This window comes from Megamonas funiformis (assembly GCF_010669225.1).
In the GTDB taxonomy this organism is placed as follows: Bacteria; Bacillota; Negativicutes; order Selenomonadales; family Selenomonadaceae; genus Megamonas; species Megamonas funiformis.
Map to the genome: position 1 here is coordinate 585874 of NZ_CP048627.1, position 21360 is coordinate 607233.

General features: G+C 31.3%; 17 protein-coding genes and 1 riboswitch. Of the genes, 12 read left to right on the forward strand and 5 right to left on the reverse strand.

Features of this window, described 5'->3' with window-relative positions; genetic code table 11:
* The first annotated feature begins 107 nt into the window (after positions 1-107).
* From GXM21_RS02865 to GXM21_RS02905, 9 genes are all read left to right on the forward strand, one after another.
* Positions 108-356, forward strand: coding sequence for a sensor histidine kinase (locus GXM21_RS02865; protein WP_163604670.1), 249 nt, complete (start codon positions 108-110; stop codon positions 354-356).
* Positions 349-999 (forward strand): response regulator transcription factor, encoded by a 651-nt coding sequence (locus GXM21_RS02870; protein WP_008538672.1) that lies wholly within the window; start codon positions 349-351, stop codon positions 997-999. The genes GXM21_RS02865 and GXM21_RS02870 overlap by 8 nt, the downstream gene beginning before the upstream one ends.
* Positions 1000-1077: 78 nt before the next feature.
* Entirely contained in the window at positions 1078-1422 is a 345-nt protein-coding gene (locus tag GXM21_RS02875) for a hypothetical protein (protein ID WP_008538671.1), read from the forward strand.
* Between the two features lie 254 nt (positions 1423-1676).
* Positions 1677-5006 carry a transcription-repair coupling factor gene (mfd, locus tag GXM21_RS02880; RefSeq protein WP_008538670.1) on the forward strand — a complete coding sequence of 1110 codons (3330 nt, stop codon included), beginning with the start codon at positions 1677-1679 and terminating at the stop codon, positions 5004-5006.
* On the forward strand, positions 5006-5443 hold the full coding sequence (locus GXM21_RS02885) for a GntR family transcriptional regulator (protein ID WP_008538669.1): 438 nt from the start codon (positions 5006-5008) through the stop codon (positions 5441-5443). Before mfd ends, GXM21_RS02885 begins: the two co-directional genes overlap by 1 nt.
* Positions 5382-6506 (forward strand): alpha-amylase family glycosyl hydrolase, encoded by a 1125-nt coding sequence (locus GXM21_RS02890; RefSeq protein ID WP_249068222.1) that lies wholly within the window; start codon positions 5382-5384, stop codon positions 6504-6506. Before GXM21_RS02885 ends, GXM21_RS02890 begins: the two co-directional genes overlap by 62 nt.
* 108 nt (positions 6507-6614) lie before the next feature.
* A complete protein-coding gene (yabN, locus tag GXM21_RS02895; protein WP_008538667.1) occupies positions 6615-8072 on the forward strand; it encodes a bifunctional methyltransferase/pyrophosphohydrolase YabN in 1458 nt (485 codons plus the stop codon).
* A gap of 219 nt (positions 8073-8291) precedes the next feature.
* Positions 8292-8567 carry a non-specific DNA-binding protein Hbs gene (locus tag GXM21_RS02900; RefSeq protein WP_008538666.1) on the forward strand — a complete coding sequence of 92 codons (276 nt, stop codon included), beginning with the start codon at positions 8292-8294 and terminating at the stop codon, positions 8565-8567.
* Between the two features lie 106 nt (positions 8568-8673).
* Positions 8674-9432 (forward strand): SDR family NAD(P)-dependent oxidoreductase, encoded by a 759-nt coding sequence (locus GXM21_RS02905; RefSeq protein ID WP_008538664.1) that lies wholly within the window; start codon positions 8674-8676, stop codon positions 9430-9432.
* A 49-nt stretch (positions 9433-9481) separates the two neighbouring features.
* On the opposite strand, the gene GXM21_RS02910 is transcribed toward GXM21_RS02905, so the two are convergent.
* Both GXM21_RS02910 and cysK read right to left on the reverse strand, forming a co-directional pair.
* A complete protein-coding gene (locus GXM21_RS02910; RefSeq protein WP_008538663.1) occupies positions 9482-10774 on the reverse strand; it encodes an O-acetylhomoserine aminocarboxypropyltransferase/cysteine synthase family protein in 1293 nt (430 codons plus the stop codon).
* A 118-nt stretch (positions 10775-10892) separates the two neighbouring features.
* Positions 10893-11822: a cysteine synthase A gene (cysK, locus tag GXM21_RS02915; protein WP_008538662.1), complete on the reverse strand. Its 930-nt coding sequence runs from the start codon at positions 11820-11822 to the stop codon at positions 10893-10895.
* Positions 11823-12334: 512 nt separating this feature from the next.
* On the opposite strand from cysK, the gene ileS reads away from it, so the two are divergent.
* The gene (ileS, locus tag GXM21_RS02920; RefSeq protein WP_008538661.1) at positions 12335-15448 is read left to right on the forward strand and encodes an isoleucine--tRNA ligase; all 3114 of its coding nucleotides are present in this window, start codon (positions 12335-12337) and stop codon (positions 15446-15448) included.
* Between the two features lie 260 nt (positions 15449-15708).
* Here the strand turns inward: ileS and GXM21_RS02925 are convergent, their stop codons facing one another.
* Entirely contained in the window at positions 15709-16029 is a 321-nt protein-coding gene (locus tag GXM21_RS02925; RefSeq protein ID WP_008538660.1) for a helix-turn-helix domain-containing protein, read from the reverse strand.
* A 102-nt stretch (positions 16030-16131) separates the two neighbouring features.
* On the opposite strand from GXM21_RS02925, the gene GXM21_RS02930 reads away from it, so the two are divergent.
* Positions 16132-18123 (forward strand): ATP-dependent DNA helicase, encoded by a 1992-nt coding sequence (locus tag GXM21_RS02930; protein WP_008538659.1) that lies wholly within the window; start codon positions 16132-16134, stop codon positions 18121-18123.
* Here the strand turns inward: GXM21_RS02930 and GXM21_RS02935 are convergent, their stop codons facing one another.
* Entirely contained in the window at positions 18124-18378 is a 255-nt protein-coding gene (locus tag GXM21_RS02935; RefSeq protein WP_008538658.1) for a hypothetical protein, read from the reverse strand.
* Positions 18379-18525: 147 nt separating this feature from the next.
* Positions 18526-19767 (reverse strand): L-lactate MFS transporter, encoded by a 1242-nt coding sequence (locus GXM21_RS02940; RefSeq protein WP_008538657.1) that lies wholly within the window; start codon positions 19765-19767, stop codon positions 18526-18528.
* A gap of 87 nt (positions 19768-19854) precedes the next feature.
* Positions 19855-19940, reverse strand: a riboswitch (ZMP/ZTP riboswitch).
* Between the two features lie 206 nt (positions 19941-20146).
* Between GXM21_RS02940 and GXM21_RS02945 the strand changes: the two genes are divergently transcribed.
* Positions 20147-21331, forward strand: coding sequence for an MFS transporter (locus tag GXM21_RS02945; RefSeq protein WP_008538655.1), 1185 nt, complete (start codon positions 20147-20149; stop codon positions 21329-21331).
* Positions 21332-21360: the final 29 nt, after the last annotated feature.

Genomic DNA, 21360 nt, shown 5'->3' on the forward strand with positions numbered 1-21360 from the left:
TATATAACTATTAAAAATATAATACAATAAAAAACAATGATATCGAATCATTGTTTTTTAGCGAGCTTATATCCCCATAAATAAATTTAGGGGCTTTACACTTGCATTTGGTAAAAATTATTTATACAAAGACAAAGATAGATTTAGAAATTATTGATGATGGTATTGGTTTTAATGAAGAAACGGCAAAAAGAGCAAAATTAAATCATCATTTAGGTCTTAGAAGTATGCAAAAACGCATAGAATTATTACAAGGTGAATTTGAAATAATTTCTAAAATGAATGAAGGTACAATAATAAAAATTGTGATACCTGTAGAAAATATACCAACAAGAGAGGATTTTGATTATGAGTAGAACTTTAAAAATTTTATTAGCAGACGATCATAGTATATTGAGAACTGGTTTAAAGTTATTACTTTCTACTCAGAAAGATTTCAAGGTGGTAGCAGAAGCTTCTAATGGCAAAGAAGTTTTATCTTTACTAGATGATGGCTTAGAAGTAGATGTTATCTTATTGGATTTATCTATGCCTGTTATGAGTGGGCTTGATTGCTTACGTGAATTAAATAAAAGACAGAGTATTTCTAGTATAAATGTATTAGTATTGACTATGCACAATGAGCAACAATATATCAAAGAAGTTATGCTTTTAGGTGCAAAAGGTTGTTTACGTAAAGATACATTAGATACAGAATTATTTAAAGCATTAAGAACTTTAGCTGAAGGAAGACGTTATTTAGCAGAAAATGATGCAAATAGTTTATTAGATAGTTTGATGTATATTCCACCGAAAAAAGAAAGCTTATCTTCACGTGAAGAAGAGGTTTTAAATTATATAGTTAGAGGATATTCTTTATCGGATATAGCACAAAAATTATGTTTATCTGTAAAAACTATTTCAACATATAAAACGCGAATAATGACTAAGCTGAACTGCAAACAGAATTCAGATTTAGTGAATTATGCTTTAAAGAATAATATTTTAGATAAGTATTGATTTTTTTGAATTTATTTTAGGGCAAATGTAGTGATTTTAGATTATTTTAGTGATAAGAATTAAAAGAGGCGAATTTTTTTGAAAGATATACGATTAATTATAGGTATAGTTACGATTATGCTTTTTGTATTTGTGGCTTTTCAATCATGTGGAGCTTATGCCACAGTAAAAAGTAGTAATGGTATAGGTAATATAGGGATAATAATTTCTTTTGTGGCGTTGATTGCGGCTTTAATCTGTATAAATACAAGAGATGCTTATAGCGGAGCTTTTATAAGTGTTGTTTTTTATGCCTTAGCAGGTTTTTTAGGTTTGTTTAATTTTACAAATCATAAAATCGTTTTTGTCTATGGTTTTATGTGTATAATGTTTTCTATTTTTTCTGTTTTAATAGGAATAAAACAGAAAAATGCTTCAAATTAGTATTTTTAGGGATTTTTTATCAAGTGTATAAGTTTTTATGCTTATACACTTTTTTTATAAATATCTTTTAGTTATTTTAGTTAGATATTTGAGAAAATAGACAATTGTAATATTTGCATTACTATATACAATGAAGTGTAAATATAGTAATATATTTATAAGTTGAATATTATGTTTTATTGAGGACTGTACAATATTGTACAGTCCCCTTTATCGTATTTAAAATAGTCAATAGAGAAAAGGTTGATAAATGAATGAATATACTCTTTCCTGCATTAGCTAAAGAGGTAACTTTAACTAAGATAAATGAATGTTTTAATCAAGATTATGGTCAAAATTATATTTATGGCTTAGCAGGTACACAAAAACATATAGTTATTGCTAATGCATATAAACAGAATCCTAAAACGACAATTATTATTACACATAATCAAGATGGTGTAGAAGAATGGTATAATGATTTCTCTTCATTATTGCCAGAAGCATCTATTTGGGAATTGCCAGCATTAGATGTCATGTCTGTAAGTGCTACAGCAAAAAGCTTAGAATTAAAAGCTAAGAGAATGAAAATTTTGGGAATGCTCACTAGAAAAGAGCCTGTCATTATTTTAGCGACTACCAATGCTGCTATGCAAAAAGACATGTCTCGTCAGGATTTTGAAAATTCTAGTGTGCAAATAGAACTCAATAAAGAATACGAACATGATAAAATTTTAGAACAATTAGTATCTTTAGGTTATGAACGTGTAGATAAAGTCGAACAAATAGGGCAATTCAGTGCTCGTGGTGGAATTATAGATATTTATCCTATAAATTCAGATACGCCTATACGTATTGAGTTTTTTGACAGTGAAATAGAGTCCATACGTGAATTTGCTATAGATAGTCAACGTTCTTTGCGCAATATAGCTAAATGTGAAATCTTGCCATTGATGCAAATGGACGATACAGGCTCACCAGCTATATTTTTATCTTATTTAAATAAAGATTGTAATGTAATTTTAGATGAACCACTACATTTAAAAGAAGCTGTTGAAGGCAGTATAAAAGAAAATCCTGAGATAAAAGAATTTGTCTATGACTGGAATTATATTTTAACTTCTGCAAAAAAGCATAATATTATTTATATGTCTTTGATGATGCAACGAATAGCAGATACAGAGCCAGAACAGCTCATCAGTGTAGCAGTAAAATCTACAGCACCTTTTCAAAAGCAGATGCATTTATTAGGTGAAGAAATTAAAAATTGGCTAGAACAAAAAAATGAAATATTGATTTGTTTGGGTGATAAAACAAAAATAGCATATTTACAAGATGTATTAGAACAACAAAAAATACCTGTATCACGAGAAAGTGAGCCGAAAGAATTATCCAAAGATAGAGTTACATTTATCGTAGGTTCACTTTTAAATGGTTTTGAATTCCCTCAATCTCGATTGGTGGTAATCACAGAAAAAGATATATTAGGTCGTCAAAAGAAAAAGTTAAGACCACGTCAATCGGGTAAAAATAAAAATGATAAAATATCTCATTTTAGAGATATAAATATCGGCGATTATGTTGTACATGTAAATCATGGTATTGGTAAATATCTAGGTGTGGAAACATTGACAATAGGCAATGTTCATCGTGATTATTTACATATAAAATACAGCGGTACAGATAAATTATTCGTGCCAACAGACCAAGTGCATTTAATTCAAAAATATATTGGTTCTGAAGGTGATGTGCCTCGTTTATCTAAGATGAATGGTACAGCATGGAAAAAAGCAAACGCAAAAGCAAAAGCTTCTGTAGAAAATATTGCTAAAGATTTAATCAATCTCTATGCAGAACGTAAGAATGGCAAAGGTTTTGCATTTGCTCCAGATACGCCATGGCAAAAAGAATTTGAAGATGCTTTTCCTTATGAAGAAACACCTGACCAATTAAAAGCGATAGCAGAGATAAAAGCAGATATGGAAAAACCTGTTCCTATGGATAGACTTTTATGCGGTGATGTAGGCTTTGGTAAAACAGAAGTAGCCATTAGAGCTGCTTTTAAAGCTGTAATGAGCAATAAACAAGTTGCTGTATTAGTGCCGACTACTGTATTAGTGCAACAACATTATCAAACTTTTAGCAATCGTTTTAATGATTTTGGACCGAAAATCGGCATTATTTGTAGATTTAATAGCCCGAAAGAACAAAAGAAAGTTTTAGAAGATTTGGCAACAGGTCAAATTGATATTTTGATTGGTACTCATGCTATTTTGAATGAGAAAAAAGTAAAATTTAAAGATTTAGGTTTATTGATTGTTGATGAAGAACAGCGTTTTGGCGTAAAACAAAAAGAAAAAATAAAACGCATAAGTAAAAATATCGATGTATTATCTTTGAGTGCAACACCTATACCACGTACACTGCATATGTCTCTTGTAGGTGCTAGAGATATGTCTGTTATCGAAACTCCACCACAGGAGCGTTTCCCTGTGCAGACTTATGTAATTGAAAATAATGATATGATTATTAAAGATGCTATTAAGCGTGAAGTTCGTCGTGGCGGTCAGGTATATTTTATTTACAATAGAGTAGAAACTATAGATAAGATGTATTTGCATTTATTATCTATGCTTCCTGATGTAAAAATAGGGATAGCTCATGGGCAGATGAGTGAAGAAGAATTAGAAAGAGCTATGCTCAATTTTTATGAAGGAAAATACGATATCTTATTGGCTACAAGCATTATTGAAAATGGTTTAGATGTATCAAATGCTAATACTATAATTATTTATGATGCAGATTATTTTGGTCTATCTCAGCTCTATCAGATGCGAGGCCGTGTAGGTCGTTCAAAACAAATGGCATTTGCATATTTTATTTATCAGAAAGATAAAATCTTATCTGAAATGGCAGAAAAGAGATTACAGGCAATAAAAGAATTTGCTCAATTAGGTTCTGGATTTAAAATTGCTATGCGAGATTTAGAAATTCGCGGTGCTGGTGATTTATTAGGTTCTCAACAACATGGTCATATTTCTAGTGTGGGTTTTGAGATGTATTGTCGTCTATTAGAAGAAGCAGTAGAAACATTGCAAACAGGTAAAGAGCCAGAAAAAGTAGTAGAACCGATAATTGAATTGAAAGAAGATGCTTATTTAGATGGAGAATATATAAATGACGCCACTAATAAGATTGAAATTTATCAACGCATTGCAGCGATACGAACAGACGAACATGCAGACCAATTAGAGGAAGAATTAATCGACCGTTTTGGTGCATTGACTGAACCTGTAAAGAAAATAATGCAAGTAGCACGATTGAAAAATTATGCTCGTAAATTAAAAATAAAATCTATTATTGAAAAACCTGCTTTTGTGGAAATATATTTTGATAAAGCACCAAATATAGAGACAGAAAATATGCTTTTAGCGAAAAAGCAATTTGATAATCTATTAAAATTTGTGCCAAAACAAAATACGATACAGATAAAAATTACGCCAATAAATAAAAAACATATAATAAATTTATGTTTAAAAGTAGTAAAAGTTTTAACAGGTGAAAAATTACAGAAGATGACTCTTAAAAAAGAGGAGAAAAAATAATGAAAAAATATGAAAGTATTTATCATGATTTATTGGCTTTGATTGAAAATAATAAAATTAAAGCTGGAGAAAAATTGCCTAGTGAGTTTGATTTACAAAATAAATATCAAGCTTCACGAGATACAATTAGAAAAGCATTATTATTATTATCTCAAAATGGATATATTCAAAAATCACAGGGAAAAAGTTCAATTGTATTAGATATCAATAGATTTAATTTTCCAGTATCAGGGCTTACTAGTTTTAAAGAAATTGCAAGTGATATAAAAGGCAAAGTTGAAACTATCGTGCATACTTGTGAATGTATTGAGCCAGATGAAGAAATAAAAAAATTATTGATGTTAAAAAGTGGTACTAAAGTTTGGTATATAGAACGTGTACGTAAAAAATATCGTGCATTTTTGGATGGAAAAAGGCGTAAAAGGTTTTCGTTTTGATGTCATCAATTTAATCAGTAAGGCTGGTTTTGAAGATGATTTCTCTGTAGATGGAGATGGCAGAAGCTTTTATACAGATGGGCTACGTATTCATGAATTTTTACAAGAATTAGCTAGAGATAGTTTTGCAAAAGACAAAGATATCATCACTGTTGGTGAAATGAGTAGCACTACTATGGAAAATTGTTATAAATACGCTGGTGAAAAAACAGGCGAACTTTCTATGGTATTTACTTTCCATCATTTAAAAGTGGATTTTATGGGCAATGAAAAATGGGTACTTGTACCAACTGACTTTATGAAGTTGAAACAGTTGATTTTTGATTGGCAGATAAATATGGAAAAAAATAATGCTTGGAATGCTGTTTTTTGGTGCAATCATGACCAGCCACGTGTAATATCTCGCTTTGGTAGTGATGATAAATACCATAAAGAATCAGGCAAAATGTTGGCAACATTGATACATTGTTTAAGAGGAACACCATATATTTATCAAGGTGAAGAAATCGGAATGACTAATCCTCATTTTAAATCCATTGAACAATATCGCGATGTAGAAAGTCTAAATCATTATCAAATTTTACAAGATAAAGGCATGACAAAAGAGCAAGCTTTGATGATTTTAGATGTACATTCCCGTGATAATTCAAGAACTCCTATGCAATGGGACGATAGTATAAATGCAGGATTTACAACAGGAACTCCTTGGATACAGACAGCAGATAATTATACTGAGATAAATGTAAAAAATAGTTTAGAAGATAAGGACTCTATTTTCTATTACTATCAAAAATTAATTCAGTTGCGTAAAAATTATGATGTGATAGCTTATGGAGATATAAAACCATTACTTCGTGAAGATAAAAGAGTATTTGCTTATGAACGCAATTATAAAGGTCAAAAATTAATTGTAATCTGTAATTTCTATCCAACAACATATGAAATAGAATTGCCATATGACCTTTCAAATTACAAATGCATATTAAATAATTATAAAAATGAAGCAAAAGCAAAAAAAATTGCATTAAAACCTTATGAAACCTTAGTTTATTGCAATCTTTGATTGACAAATCACTTTTCTTGCTTTATATTTATAGTAATCACAATCCATAGTAACCGCACGGTTTTCCACAGCGGTTACTTTTTTTCTGAAAGAAGTGGAAGGTATAATATGGGACAAATAACAATTGTAGGCTTAGGACCAGGCGATTTTGGTCTTATTACTTTAGATACTTGGGATAAAATAACAAATACAGATAAATTGATTTTGCGTACTGCTATTCACCCTACAGTAGCTGAATTAGATAAACGAAATGTAGTTTATACTTCTTGTGATGAATTTTATGAACAAGGGGCTTCTTTTGATGATGTGTATAATAGCATTGCTCAAAAATTGATTGAAGAAGCTAAAAATGGTCATGATGTAGTATATGCTGTTCCAGGTAGTCCACTTGTTGCAGAAAGAACAGTAGTGATTATCAGACAAAAAGCCAGAGAAGCTGGTGTGAAATTAAACATCATGCCAGGTATGAGCTTTATGGAAGTTTTATATCAGCGCTTAAATATAGACCCTATTGATGGGCTTACTATTTTAGATGCTTGTGATTTAGAAAACTTGCCAAGTGAAATGCCATCAGCACTTGTAATCACGCAAGTATATAATCAGCATGTAGCTTCAGATACAAAATTGACTTTGATGGAAAATTATCCAGAAGATTATCCGGTAACATTCATTCGCAATTTGAGTTTGCCAGATGAAGAAATTCGCGAAATTCCTCTATATGAATTAGACCGTCAACCTCATATTGACCATTTGACAAGTTTATATATAGGAAAAATGCCAAAAAATGAGCAAACTTTTGATTTAGAGCCACTAGAAGATGTAGTAAAAACACTTCGTAGCCCAGGCGGTTGTCCATGGGATATCGTGCAGACACATAAATCTCTTCGTCGTAACTTGATTGAAGAAGTTTATGAAGTTATTGAAGCTATAGATTTAGAAGATGAAAAATTGCTCTGTGAAGAACTTGGCGATTTATTGATGCAAATAGTATTTCATGCTCGCATGGCAGAAGAAGCTAAATTATTCTCTATGCAAGATGTTATCGATGGTATAACTGAAAAATTAATTCGCCGTCATCCACATGTTTTCGGTGATGTCGATGTAAAAGATGCAGGCGAAGTTTTAGCTAATTGGGAAGCTATCAAACAGGCTGAAAAAACAGAAAGAACTTCAATATTAGATGGTGTGCCAAAAGATTTACCATCACTTATGGCTGCTTATAAATTACAACATAAGGCAGCAAAAGTAGGTTTTGATTGGCCAGATATTGATCCTGTATGGGATAAATTAGAAGAAGAACTTCGTGAATTAGAAGAAGCTATTGTTGATGGACAAAAAGAAAAGATAGAAGAAGAACTAGGCGATGTTTTATTTACAATTGTAAATATTTCTCGTTTCTTAAAGATAGACCCAGAAGTGGCTTTAACTGGCACAAATCGCAAATTTAGAAGAAGATTTTCTTATATTGAAAAAAAAGTAAAAGCTAAACAACAAAATTGGGAAAGCTTGTCTTTGATTGATTTAGATGAATTGTGGCAAGAAGCTAAACTTAAAGATGAAAAATAATTAAATAAATGTAAATAAGGACTTGATTAAGTCCTTATATGATGAGATAATAAGGTGGTTTTATAATCTCATCATATAAGGATTTAATGTTGTGAAATAATCCTTACAAAATAAGAGTTTTGCCGTAATTTATATATATATTAGACTCTTATTTAGAGGAAATACCTCTTTAGCGGCGAACAATTATATTTGATAATAATTTTAAAGGAGGCTATCTTCGTGAATAAATCCGAATTAGTAGCAAGTGTTGCTGAAGTAGCAGAATTAACAAAAAAAGATGCAGAAAAAGCTGTTAACGCTGTTTTTGCAAGTGTACAAAAAGCTCTTGTTGAAGATGACAAAGTACAAATTATTGGTTTTGGTACTTTCGAAGTTAGAACTCGTGCAGCTCGTAAAGGTCGTAACCCACAGACTGGCGAAACTATCGAAATTCCTGCTTCCAAAAACCCAGTATTCAAAGCTGGTAAAGCTTTAAAAGAAGCTGTAAATCAGTAATTCTTAATTGAATAAACGTTAAGAAATGATAAAGTCGAGTTTTTAATATCACGTGATATTTAGACTCGACTTTATTTTTTAGAATGATGAAGAAATGGTGAAGTTTATGGAGAAAATAGCTTTAATCACAGGTGGGACATCTGGTATCGGTCTTGAATGTGCTAAAAAATTTTTAGTAAATAAAATAAATGTGATTTTAGTAGGTAGAAATAAAGATAAATATATAGAAGCTAGAAAATATTTAAAATCATTTATCACAAAAGATGTATTTTGCGACTTTATCCAAGCAGATATCAGCAGTGCTAAAAATTGCAAGAGCGTCATAGATACAGTGATTGAAAAATATAAAAAACTAAATATTTTAGTGAATAATGCAGGGATTTATCTGGAAAATGCTATTGAAGATGTAGAAGAAGATGAATTTGATAGAATTATGAGTATAAATTTAAAAGGAGCTTATTTTTTATGTAAATATGCTGTTCCTCATTTGAAAAAACAAGGAGAGAATGCTTCTATTGTAAATGTATCTTCTGATGCAGGTATTAATGGAAATTTCTTTTGTAGTGCATACTGTGCTTCTAAAGGTGGTTTGACCGTATTTACAAAAGCTTTAGCCTTGGAATTAGCACCGTATAAGGTCAGAGCAAATTGTGTTTGCCCTGGAGATATAGATACACCACTTACGCGAAATCAATTTGCAGGTGATGTGGAGGAAGGCATAAAAGAAGCGAGTAGCTTATATCCTATAGGAAGAATAGGCAGACCAGAAGAGGTAGCAAATGTAATTTATTTTTTGGCAAGTCCAGAAGCTAGTTTTGTAACAGGGGCTGTATGGAGCGTTGATGGCGGAATTACAGCTTGTTAAATAAAAGCCACATTATATTAAATTTAAATAATATAATGTGGCTTTGTTATTATGCTAAAGCTTGAGCTAAATCACGGAGAATATCGTTTATATTTTCAAGACCTATAGAAAGGCGAATTGTATTTGGCTTTATGCCAGAAGCAGATAATTCTTCTGTAGTCATTTGTGAGTGAGTGGTACTAGCTGGGTGAATTACGAGGGATTTCGCATCTGCTACATTGGCAAGTAAGGAGAATAATTGGAGTCTATCGATAAAATCTTGGGCGTCTTTTGCTGTGCCTTTGATTTCAAATGTGAAGATAGAGCCACCGTCATTAGGCAAATATTTTTGATATAAATTATGGTCGAAGCGTGAGGTAATAGAAGGGTGATTGACATTTTCGACTTTATCATGATTTTGTAAAAATTCAATGACTTTAAGTGTATTTTGTACATGGCGTTCTACACGTAAAGATAAGGTTTCTAATCCTTGTAAGAGTAAGAAGGCATTAAATGGAGAGATACAAGCACCTAAATCTCGAAGTAAAATGGCACGAACTTTAGTGATAAAAGCGAGCTTTCCTGTAGCTTTAGTGAAAGAAATTCCATGATAACTAGGATTAGCTTCGACTAAAGAAGGGAATTTATTACTTTTTTCCCAATCGAAATTGCCACTATCTACGATAATTCCACCTAGAGAAGTGCCATGACCACCAATGAATTTAGTAGCAGAGTGAATGACGATATCAACACCATATTCGATAGGTCGTACAAGATATGGTGTAGCAAATGTATTATCTACAACAGCAGGAATGTTATATTTATGTGCTAAATTAGCTAAAGCTTCTAAATCGGCAACATCACTATTTGGATTGCCTAAAGTTTCAAAATAAATACATTTTGTATTTTCTGTGATGGCATTTTCGACTTCATCTAGATTATGAATGTCGACAAAAGTCGTATTTATACCAAAATCCACTAAAGTATGAGCAAAAAGATTATATGTTCCTCCATATACTGTTTTTGAGCAGACAACATGATCGCCTACTTTAGCGAGAGCTTGTATTGTATAGGCTATAGCGGCAGCACCTGAAGCTACAGCCAAAGCTCCTGCACCACCCTCAAGACTAGCAATGCGCTTTTCTAATACTTCTTGAGTGGAATTAGTTAATCTACCATAAATATTACCGCCTTCTTTTAAGGCAAATCTATCAGCAGCTACTTGGCAATTATCAAATACATAAGAGGTCGTTTGATAAATGGGTACAGCACGAGAATTTGTTATAGGGTCAGATATTTCTTGACCTATATGTAATTGTTTAGTTTCAAAAGCCCAATTATTTGTATCTAATTTTTTTGTCATCATAAAACTCTCCTTTTAAAATATATTTATCCTATTATAAAACTATGAATAACTTATAAAAAATAACATCATCACATAAAAATATTTACAATATGATGATGTTATTGAGTTTGAAATATTATTCTTCAAATAATGGTGTAGAGAGATAACGTTCACCTGTATCAGGAAGAAGCACAACAATATTTTTGCCAACATTTTCTGGACGTTTAGCAACTTGAGTAGCTGCCCAAAGTGCGGCACCAGAAGAAATGCCAGTCAAAAGACCTTCTGTTTTAGTTAATTCTTTACTAGCTGTAAAACATACTTCATTGTCTACAGTTATGATTTCATCATAGATAGAGGTATCCAAAGTATTTGGAATAAAGCCAGCTCCAATACCTTGAATTTTGTGAGCCCCTGCTTTACCGGTTGTTAATACAGCAGAAGTTTGAGGTTCAATACCAATGATTTTTATACTAGGATTTTGTTCTTTGAGATATTTTCCTGTACCGCTTAAAGTACCGCCTGTACCAATACCAGCAACGAAGATATCAACTTTACCATCAGTATCTTGCCAGATTTCTGGGCCAGTCGTCATGTAATGAGCTTGGCGATTGACTAAATTAGTGAATTGTCCAGGAATAAAGCTATTAGGTATATCTTTTGCTAATTCTTCAGCTTTTTGGATAGCTCCTGCCATGCCTTTGCTACCTTCTGTTAATATAAGCTCAGCGCCATAAGCCTTCATGAGTTTTCTGCGTTCAATACTCATTGTTTCTGGCATAGTGATGATGATTTTATAACCTTTACTTGCAGCTGCAGCACAAAGACCAATACCAGTGTTGCCACTTGTTGGCTCAATGATAGTGGAATTAGGTTTTAAAATACCGCGATTTTTAGCATCTTCAATCATGGCTTTGGCAATTCTATCTTTGGCACTACCAGCAGGATTAAAATATTCTAATTTCACTAATAAATTAGCTTTTATATCATGGAGTTTACTGTAATTATTAATTTGAACAAGAGGTGTATGACCTACTAGTTCCATAAAATTATGATAAATTTTCATGGCAATGACCTCCTTTAATATGTATTTTCATAGTGAATAAGTATGAATGAATTATAAACGATAAAATTATATTTGTCAATTTTATTTTGTATAATTGTAAATTGTTTAGGGTAAATTTTTTCTTGCTCATTTTCTATTATTGTGATATTATATCAAGCGTACACAATAGTACAAAGAAGAAAAACAATGAAAGAGATAGTAAATTAAAAATAAAAGTTACAGAGAGCCATGTATTGCTGGAAATTGGTACAAGTAGTTTTTAATGGAAAATCACTCTGGAGTTACAGGTTGAAATTAATTTTTAAGAATAGACCGTGTCGGGTCCCTCCGTTAAAGGGGTTGCATATGTTGGTATGTGAAATAGGTGGTATAATGACAGCACAGCTTTCATCCTGTTTTGGGTGAAGGCTTTTTTTAGTTATGTATTACAGTTGCTCTTGTCCTATTTGGCAAGAGTTTTTTTCATATACTGGAATTTTTATTTATTATTTGTATACAGAGGAGGCTTTTTTGTGTATAACAAAGTTGATACCAATCTAAATTTCGTAGAACGCGAAAAAGAAATTGAAAAATTCTGGGAAGAACACGATATATTTAAAAAACAAGTACATCAACATGAAGATGCAGATGTATTCACATTTTATGATGGACCACCAACAGCAAATGGTAAACCTCATATTGGACACGTTTTAACTCGTGTAATCAAAGATATGATTCCTCGTTATCAAGCTATGAAAGGTCATAAAACTATCCGTAAAGCTGGTTGGGATACACATGGTCTTCCAGTAGAACTTGAAGTTGAAAAATTATTAGGCATCAATGGTAAAGAACAAATTGAAGAATATGGTATTGAACCTTTCGTAGAAAAATGTAAAGAAAGCGTTTGGAAATACGAAGGTATGTGGGAAGAATTCTCCAAAGCTGTAGGCTATTGGGCAGATATGAAAGATCCATATGTTACATACCATAATGATTATATTGAATCTGTATGGTGGGCATTAAAAGAAATTTGGAATAAAGGTCTTTTATATAAAGGGCATAAAATCGTTCCATACTGCCCTCGCTGTGGTACACCGCTTTCTTCTCACGAAGTAGCTCAAGGATATAAAGATGTAAAAGAAAAATCTGCATTTGTAAGATTTAAAGCAAAAGGCGAAGACGCTTACTTCCTCGCATGGACAACTACTCCATGGACTCTTCCATCTAACCTTGCACTTTGCGTAAATCCAGAAATCACTTATGTAAAAGTAAAACAAGGCGATTACACTTATTACATGGCTAAAGAACTTTGCGAAAAAGTTTTAGGCGAAGATTATACAATCCTCGAAGAAATGCCAGGTAAATCTCTTGAATATAAAGAATATGAACCACTTTATCCATATGCTTTAAATAAATTAAATGGCAAAAAAGCATTTATCGTAACTTGTGATGATTATGTAACAACTACAGATGGTTCTGGTATCGTTCATATGGCTCCTGCATTCGGTGAAGATGACTCCCGTGTTTGCCGTGAATATGGTATTGCTTTCGTACAATTTGTTGACGCTAAAGGTTGCATGACAGCAGATACTGATTGGCCAGGCGTATTTGTAAAAAAAGCAGATCCAAAAATTTTAAAAGACTTAGAAGAAAAAGGATTATTATTCTCTGCACCTAACTTTGAACATAGTTATCCACATTGCTGGCGTTGCGATACTCCACTTTTATACTATGCACGTGAAACATGGTTCATTCGTATGACAGCTGTTCGCGATAAATTAATTGCTAATAATAAAACAATCAACTGGATTCCTGAATCTATCGGTAAAGGTCGTTTTGGCGATTGGCTCGAACATGTTCAAGATTGGGGCTTATCTCGTAACCGTTATTGGGGTACTCCACTTAATATCTGGGAATGTGAATGCGGTCATCAACATGCAATCGGTTCTATCGAAGAATTAAAATCCATGTCTGATAATTGCCCTGATGATATTGAATTACATCGTCCATTCATTGATGCTGTAACTATTAAATGTCCTCATTGTGGTAAAGAAATGCATCGTGTTCCAGAAGTTATTGACTGCTGGTTTGATTCTGGTTCCATGCCTTTTGCACAATGGCATTATCCATTTGAAAATAAAGAACTCTTTGAAGAACAATTCCCAGCAGATTTCATCTCTGAAGCAGTAGACCAAACTCGTGGTTGGTTCTATTCTCTAATCGCTATTTCCACATTACTCTTTGACAAAGCTCCTTATAAAAACGTTATCGTATTAGGTCACGTTTTAGATGCTCAAGGTCGTAAAATGAGTAAATCCAAAGGTAATGCAGTAGAACCAATGAAAGCTTTAGCTCAACATGGTGCAGATGCTATCCGTTGGTATTTCTATGAAAATAGTGCTCCATGGCTTCCAAATCGTTTCCATGATGCTGCTGTTCAAGAAGGTCAACGTAAATTCATGGGTACATTATGGAATACTTACGCATTCTTTGTACTCTATGCTAATATTGATAAATTTGATGTATCTAAATACAGCCTTGAATATGATAAACTTTCTGTATTAGATAAATGGTGCTTATCTCGTCTTAACACTTTAATTAAAACTGTAGATGAAGATTTAAATAGCTATAAAATCACAGAAGCTGCAAAAGCTCTTCAAGAATTTGTAGATGAACTTTCTAACTGGTATGTAAGAAGAAGCCGTGATCGTTTCTGGGCTAAAGAAACAGACCAAAACAAAATCAATGCTTACATGACTTTATATACTGCACTTACAACAATTATTAAACTTGCAGCTCCAATGATTCCATTTATGACAGAAGCTATTTATCAAAACCTTGTTTTAAATAGTGAAAAAGATGCACCAGAAAGCGTACATCTTTGTGCTTATCCTGTTGCGAATGAAGCATTCATTGATAGCGAACTTGAAAAAACTATGGACTTAGTATTGAAAGCTGTAGTTTTAGGTCGTGCTGCTCGTAATGAAGCAAATATTAAAAACCGTCAGCCAATCGCTCTTATGTATGTAAAAGCTCCATTTGAACTCAATGAATTCTATACAAAAATTGTAGAAGAAGAATTAAATGTTAAAAAAGTAGAATTCAAAGATAATATGGACGAATATTTGAACTATGAAATCAAACCACAGTTCAAAGTATTAGGTCCAAAATACGGCAAACAGATGAAAGAAATTGCTGCTGCTTTAGCTAAAGTTGATGGACAAAAAGCAAAAGTTGAACTTGAAACTACAAAAACATTGAAATTAGAACTTTCTTCTGGTGAAATCACACTTGTACCTGAAGATCTTGATGTAAAAATGACTCAAACAGAAGGTTTTGCAGCTCAGCGTGATGGTGATGTAACAATTGCTATTTCTACAGTATTGACAGATGAACTCATTGAAGAAGGTTTCGTTCGTGAAATCATCAGTAAAGTTCAGACAATGCGTAAAGAAAATGGCTTTGAAGTAACTGATAGAATTACAGTATTTGCTCAAGGTAATGAAAAAATTGCTAAATTAATGCAGGATAATGCAGAAACAATTAAGAAAATTACTTTAGCAGATGAACTTGTTTACGATAAATTAGACGGCTTCACTAAAGAATGGAATATCAATGGTGAAAAAGTAACTTTAGGCGTAAAATAATAAATATGAAAATAAAAAGGAAGTCTATTATATAGACTTCCTTTTTTATTTGAAAATATTAATAACCAAATTGTCTATGACGATTTAAGCTAAGTAATTTATAAAATTTATCAGTTACTTTACGATTATACGGTTCAAGTTCCATATTTTTTTTGAAAAGCATAAAGGAAACTTCATTATTTAAATTAATGAAAAAATAAAAATACATTATATAGAATAAAAAATAGGCTAATAAAAAGAAAAAATTATTAGCCTATTTTTTATTCTAGCAAAGGAGAAGCTTTTGCATCAGTCAATAATATATTTGTTTCATCAATACTTAATTGCATAGCTATAGCAAGAGCTAATATGCGATTTCTAGCAGTGTGTTTTTGACCTGAAAAAATCTTATAAGCATAGGTTACAGGTAGACCAGATTTTTTGAGAACATCTGATTTTGTTAAATTTTTTTGTGCTAAAAGTTCATCTAGATATTTAGGTAAGTTCATATCTAATAATTTATCTTTATTATTTTCTAAAAAAGTGTGAAGATCTTTTTGTTGTTTTAAATCAGCACCTAATTTATCTGTGATTACTCCCATAAAAATACTTCCTTTGTTATTTTTAATTGATTTATATTATAATAAAATAATATTTTAAAGAATGCAATATTGATTAAATTATAGATAGTAGAGGTAAAAATAGTGCAATCAAAATTAGAAGCTAAATGTTTACGAGAGATTGGAGAAAAAGTATATAGTTTTTTCTTTGAAAATCCTGAAATGGAAAATAATAATTTAGAATTTCGTGAAGGTCAATCAGAGATGGCTTGTGAAATAGTAGATGCCATAAGTCAAAAGAAAAATCTAGTGGTAGAAGCAGGTGTAGGGATTGGAAAATCTTTTGCTTATTTAGTGCCACTTATTTATTACAATTATTATTTACAAAAACCAGTGGTAATAGCTACTTCAACTATAACTTTGCAAGAACAATTACAAGGTGATATACGCTATATCATGGAGAAATTACAAATATTTCCAGAAGTTTTATTGGCTAAAGGTATGACTAATTTTATTTGTAGATATCATTTTAAAAGATTTTTTGATGATAGAACAAATTTAAAGCAATATGAAAAAATATATGAATGTATAAATCAAGGTGGCAAAGAGCCAAGTGATTGGAATATTGAACTTCCTTTAGATTTATGGCAGAAGTTTAGAATTAAAAATTATAATTATCGTGAATGTAAATATTGTGAATATCGAGATGTTTGTCATTACCATAATTTACGTTTAAATTTGAAAAAGACAAAGGGCATAATTATTTGCAATCAAGATATGCTCACTACTGATTTGCGTTTAAAGCGAGAGATGAAAGATGGTTTATTTACTGAAGAATTAAGCTTGATTGTTGTTGATGAAGCTCATAATTTAGAAGATAAAGTGCGTTCTTCATATACAGATATGTTGACTAGAAAGCAATTGGTAAATACATTGAAAAGATGCTATTTAAGCATAAAAAAAATACCACCTAATTTAGCTAAAAATATAGATGGTGTATTTAGCGACATAGATAAAATTTTTAGGATAATAGATAAGCAGATAAAATATCAAATACAACAGGCACAAAAACAACATCAAGATGCTGATAGATTTAAGATAAATATACCGATTGATTTATTGCAAAATGTATATAAAATAGCAGAAGCAATAATGATAGCACATGCTGTAAGTATTCGTAAAACTGGCGGAAAAATCAATAGTGATATGGAGATTATTTTAGACTTTTTCAAAGCATGGCAAGATGAAAAAAACTATATTGTCTGGTCTGAAGAGGCTAAAAATCCAATAATATATCTTTGTCCTACAAATGTAAATGAAAAAATCAATGAATTATTTTTTGGCGATAGAGTAAAATTGAGAAAAAATTTCCATACAATTTTTACTTCGGCAACTTTGACAAATTTAGCCAGTGAAGATTTGACGAAAGCATATAGTTATTTTATACAAAATACAATGTTTCCAATAAATGATAGCATATTATCAGAAGTGAAATATTCGCCATTTGCTTATGATAAACATGCAAAACTTTTTTATACAGATGATATTACAAGCCCTAGTAAAGATAGAGGAAAATTCATTGATGAAAGCATAGATTTAGTGAAAAAAATATTGGATATTTCTCAAGGAAAGGCTTTGATTTTGTTTACATCTAAAGCGGATATGAATGCTGTATATACAAGGCTAAAAGCTTTGAATTTAAATTATACTTTAATTAAACAAAATGAAATATCTTCACAACAACAATTAATTCATAAATTTAAGCAAGATGTAAGTTCTGTGTTACTAGGAACAGGAGTTTTTTGGGAAGGTATAAGCATAGAAGGTATAGCACTTTCGAATTTAATTATTTATAAATTGCCATTCCCACTGCCAGAACCAATCATCAATGAAAAATGTAAACGCAGTAAAAATCCTTTAGAGGAAGTATTGGTTCCAGAAATGATTATTAAATTAAAACAAGGTGTAGGTAGATTAATACGCAATAAAACAGATAAAGGCATAGTATCTATCATTGATTCACGTTTAGGTGATAAATCAAAGGCAAGTTATAAAGAAAAAGTATGGCAAGCTTTGCCGATAAAACAAAGAACAAATAGCTTAAAAGAATTACAAAGTTTTTATGATAATTTATGATTAATAAACAGGAAATTCATCATTATAAAGATAGATAATATCTAGTATAGGTGAATAAAAGCTTATATCTATCATATAGGGACCATTTTTATCTTTATCTAGAGTGCTATTTGTTGGAAGTCCATTGCTTAAATCAACTTTTTTAGAAAAATCTTCATAAAGCGTTTTATCGTATAATTTACTCTTTGATGATTTTTTTATTTCTTGTGTTATTGTAAAATTGGTAGATAAAAATTCATGGAAGAGCTCAGACATAATAAATTAACCTTTCTATAAAAAACATATATTTTTTATTAATGAGATTTAACTATATTGATAGTTAATATTATTTTAGCACATAAATAAAGCCTAGTAGTTAGTTTAATTTTAACTACTAGGCTTTATTTAGAGTGAGTTTTTTTCTTAAGCAATAGTTTTGCTTGAAATGAGTTTTTCTTTTTTAGTTGTTTTTATTTTTAATATTATAGCTATGATGAAGCTGATAATAAATAAAAATGCGAATACATAGAGGCAAAGTGCATAACTTTGAGTTGTTTCACGAATAAAGGATAATAAAAGTGGTCCTGCGATACCAGCCATGCCCCAAGCTGTGAGAATTCTGCCATGAATAGCGCTTAATTGTTTTGTGCCAAATAAATCGCTTAAATAAGCTGGCATACAAGAGAAGCCACCACCATAGCAAGAAACAATGATTAAAACTAATAATTGGAAGAAAAAGGCTTCAGTTGTATTAGCAAGTGCATAGAAAGCAAAAATTTCAATCAAGAAAAATAAAATATAAGTATTTCTACGACCGATATAATCGGAAACGCTAGACCAAGCGATACGACCAAAACCATTGATAAGTCCAATAACGCCAACCATGGAAGCAGCAGCAATTGGGCTCATATGAACTACTTCTTGAGCCATAGGAGAAGCTACAGCTAAAAGACCAATACCACAAGTAATATTAGTGAAGAATATCCACCAAAGTGCATAGAATTTCCAATCGCGAGTAGCTTCAGCTACGCTATATTGTTTTATTTCAACCACAGAATTAGAAGTTTTAACAGTTGTAGGTAAATATTTTTCTACGAATTCTTTTGGTGGAGGAGCGAGATATAAAGAAGAAGCTCCCATGATTAATATATAAGCACAGCCTAAAATGACGAAGTTAGTTACTAAGCCAAAATTGCTAACGAGAATTTGCATGATAGGGCCAGCAATTAAACTTGCAAAACCAAATCCCATGATAGCAAGACCTGTAGCAAATCCACGTCTTTTAGGGAAATATTTTACAAGAGTGGAAACAGGAGTGATATATCCAATACCAAGACCAATACCACCGATTACACCATAGCAGATGTAAAGTAAAATAAGGCTTTGTAGATGAAGAGCTAAAGCTGTACCAAACATACCAATACCAAAGAAGGCAGTGGCAGTAAGTCCACTAATACGAGGGCCATTTTTTTCAACAAATGTTCCTAAAAAACCAGCGGATAAACCTAAAAATAAAATTGCAATAGAAAATGTCCATGTAGTTTCTTGAAGACTAAAGCCCATTTGAGCCATGATTGGCTTAGTGAGTACGCTCCAAGCATAAACACTACCAATACAAATATGAATACCAATTGCGGATAATGCGATAAGCCATCTGTTTTTCATTATATAATCTTCCTTTCGTAAAAATAAAAAATTATAAAATACAAGAAAACTTATGCCTAAAAACAAAAAGACCATCTAGGCAAAAATTTTCTTTGCCCAGACGGTCGACTTTTCTATAGCAATGCGGTTCATGTGGTTAATTCCACTAAAATCCGTCAGTTCCACAGTGCTTATTCAATTGATAGCTTTATTATAACAAATATTTAATCTATGTCAAGAATAAAATTAATTTCATTTATAAATAGTCAATATAGTCAAAATCGTGATTTTTGTAGTTTAAATGATGAATAATGGTTGTAAATACTAGATTTTTTCCTTTGAATAAGTATAATTTATGTTTAAATAAATTTGTATTTTAGAGAAGGTGAAGATTATCTTGATGGCACAAAAAACATATAATACTATGGCTGTCTTAAGTTTAATTTTATTGAGTTTCATTTTAGGAACGAGTGAATTTATAATTGTGGGTATTTTACCTGATATAGCGAAAGACATAAATTGTTCGTTGACTATGGCGGGTAATTTAATTTCAGTTTTTGCTTTTGCTTATGCAATAGGCACACCGTTTATCACAGCAGCAGTTAGTGCTTATAACAGATATTATGTATTATTGATATTAGCAATATGTTTTATCTTAGGAAATTTTTTATGTGCTTTAGCGAGTAATTATTATATTTTAGTATTAGCCAGAATTATAACTGTGATAATTTCAGGAACAATATTATCTATTTCGATGACATTTGCTTCTGAAATAGCGACTGTTCAATATCAACCAAAAGTCATCAGTTGGATTTTTGCAGGTTTTAGTATAGCCTCTGTTTTTGGTGTGCCTATAGGTACGATTATTTGTCAAATATTTAGTTGGCAAATGACTTTTATATTATTATCTGTAGTTAGTATATGTATTTTATTGATGTTGTGGCATTATTTACCAAATGTGGGCAGTGGACAAAAAACAAATTTATGTAATCAATTTATTTTATTGAAAAGTATGCGTATAAATTATGGTATGCTTATTGTAATTTGTGGTGCTGCTGGAAGTTATGTATTTTATACATATCTGACACCGATTTTACAGCAATATATACAAATTCCTATTTCTATGACAAGTTTAGTATTGAGCTTATTTGGCATTAGTACGATTATCAGTAATTTACTTTCAGGAAGAATAGCTAGTTTAGGTGGCATGAAGAAAATGCCAATGGTATATTTCTTACAAGCTCTATGTTTGCTTGCACTTATTTTTACTAGTTATCATTTAGTTTTAGGTTTGATAAATATTTTGCTAATGGGTGTGATAATGTATTTACAAAATTCACCAGCGCAATTGCATTTTTTGAAGACAGCAACAAGAGAAAAACCAGAAGCTATAACTTTAGCTTCTGCATTAAATCCTGTATCTTTTAATACAGGTATAGCACTAGGCTCAGCTTGTGGTGGAATAATCATAAATTTTGCACCTATGCCTTTTGTTGGTCTAGGTGGTGCGATTTTTGCCATTATCGCTATGATTATCAATCTTAGATTGTTAAAAAATATGACTAAATTTAATAAAAGAGGATAAAATAAACCCCAAAAGTTAATTTAAACAAA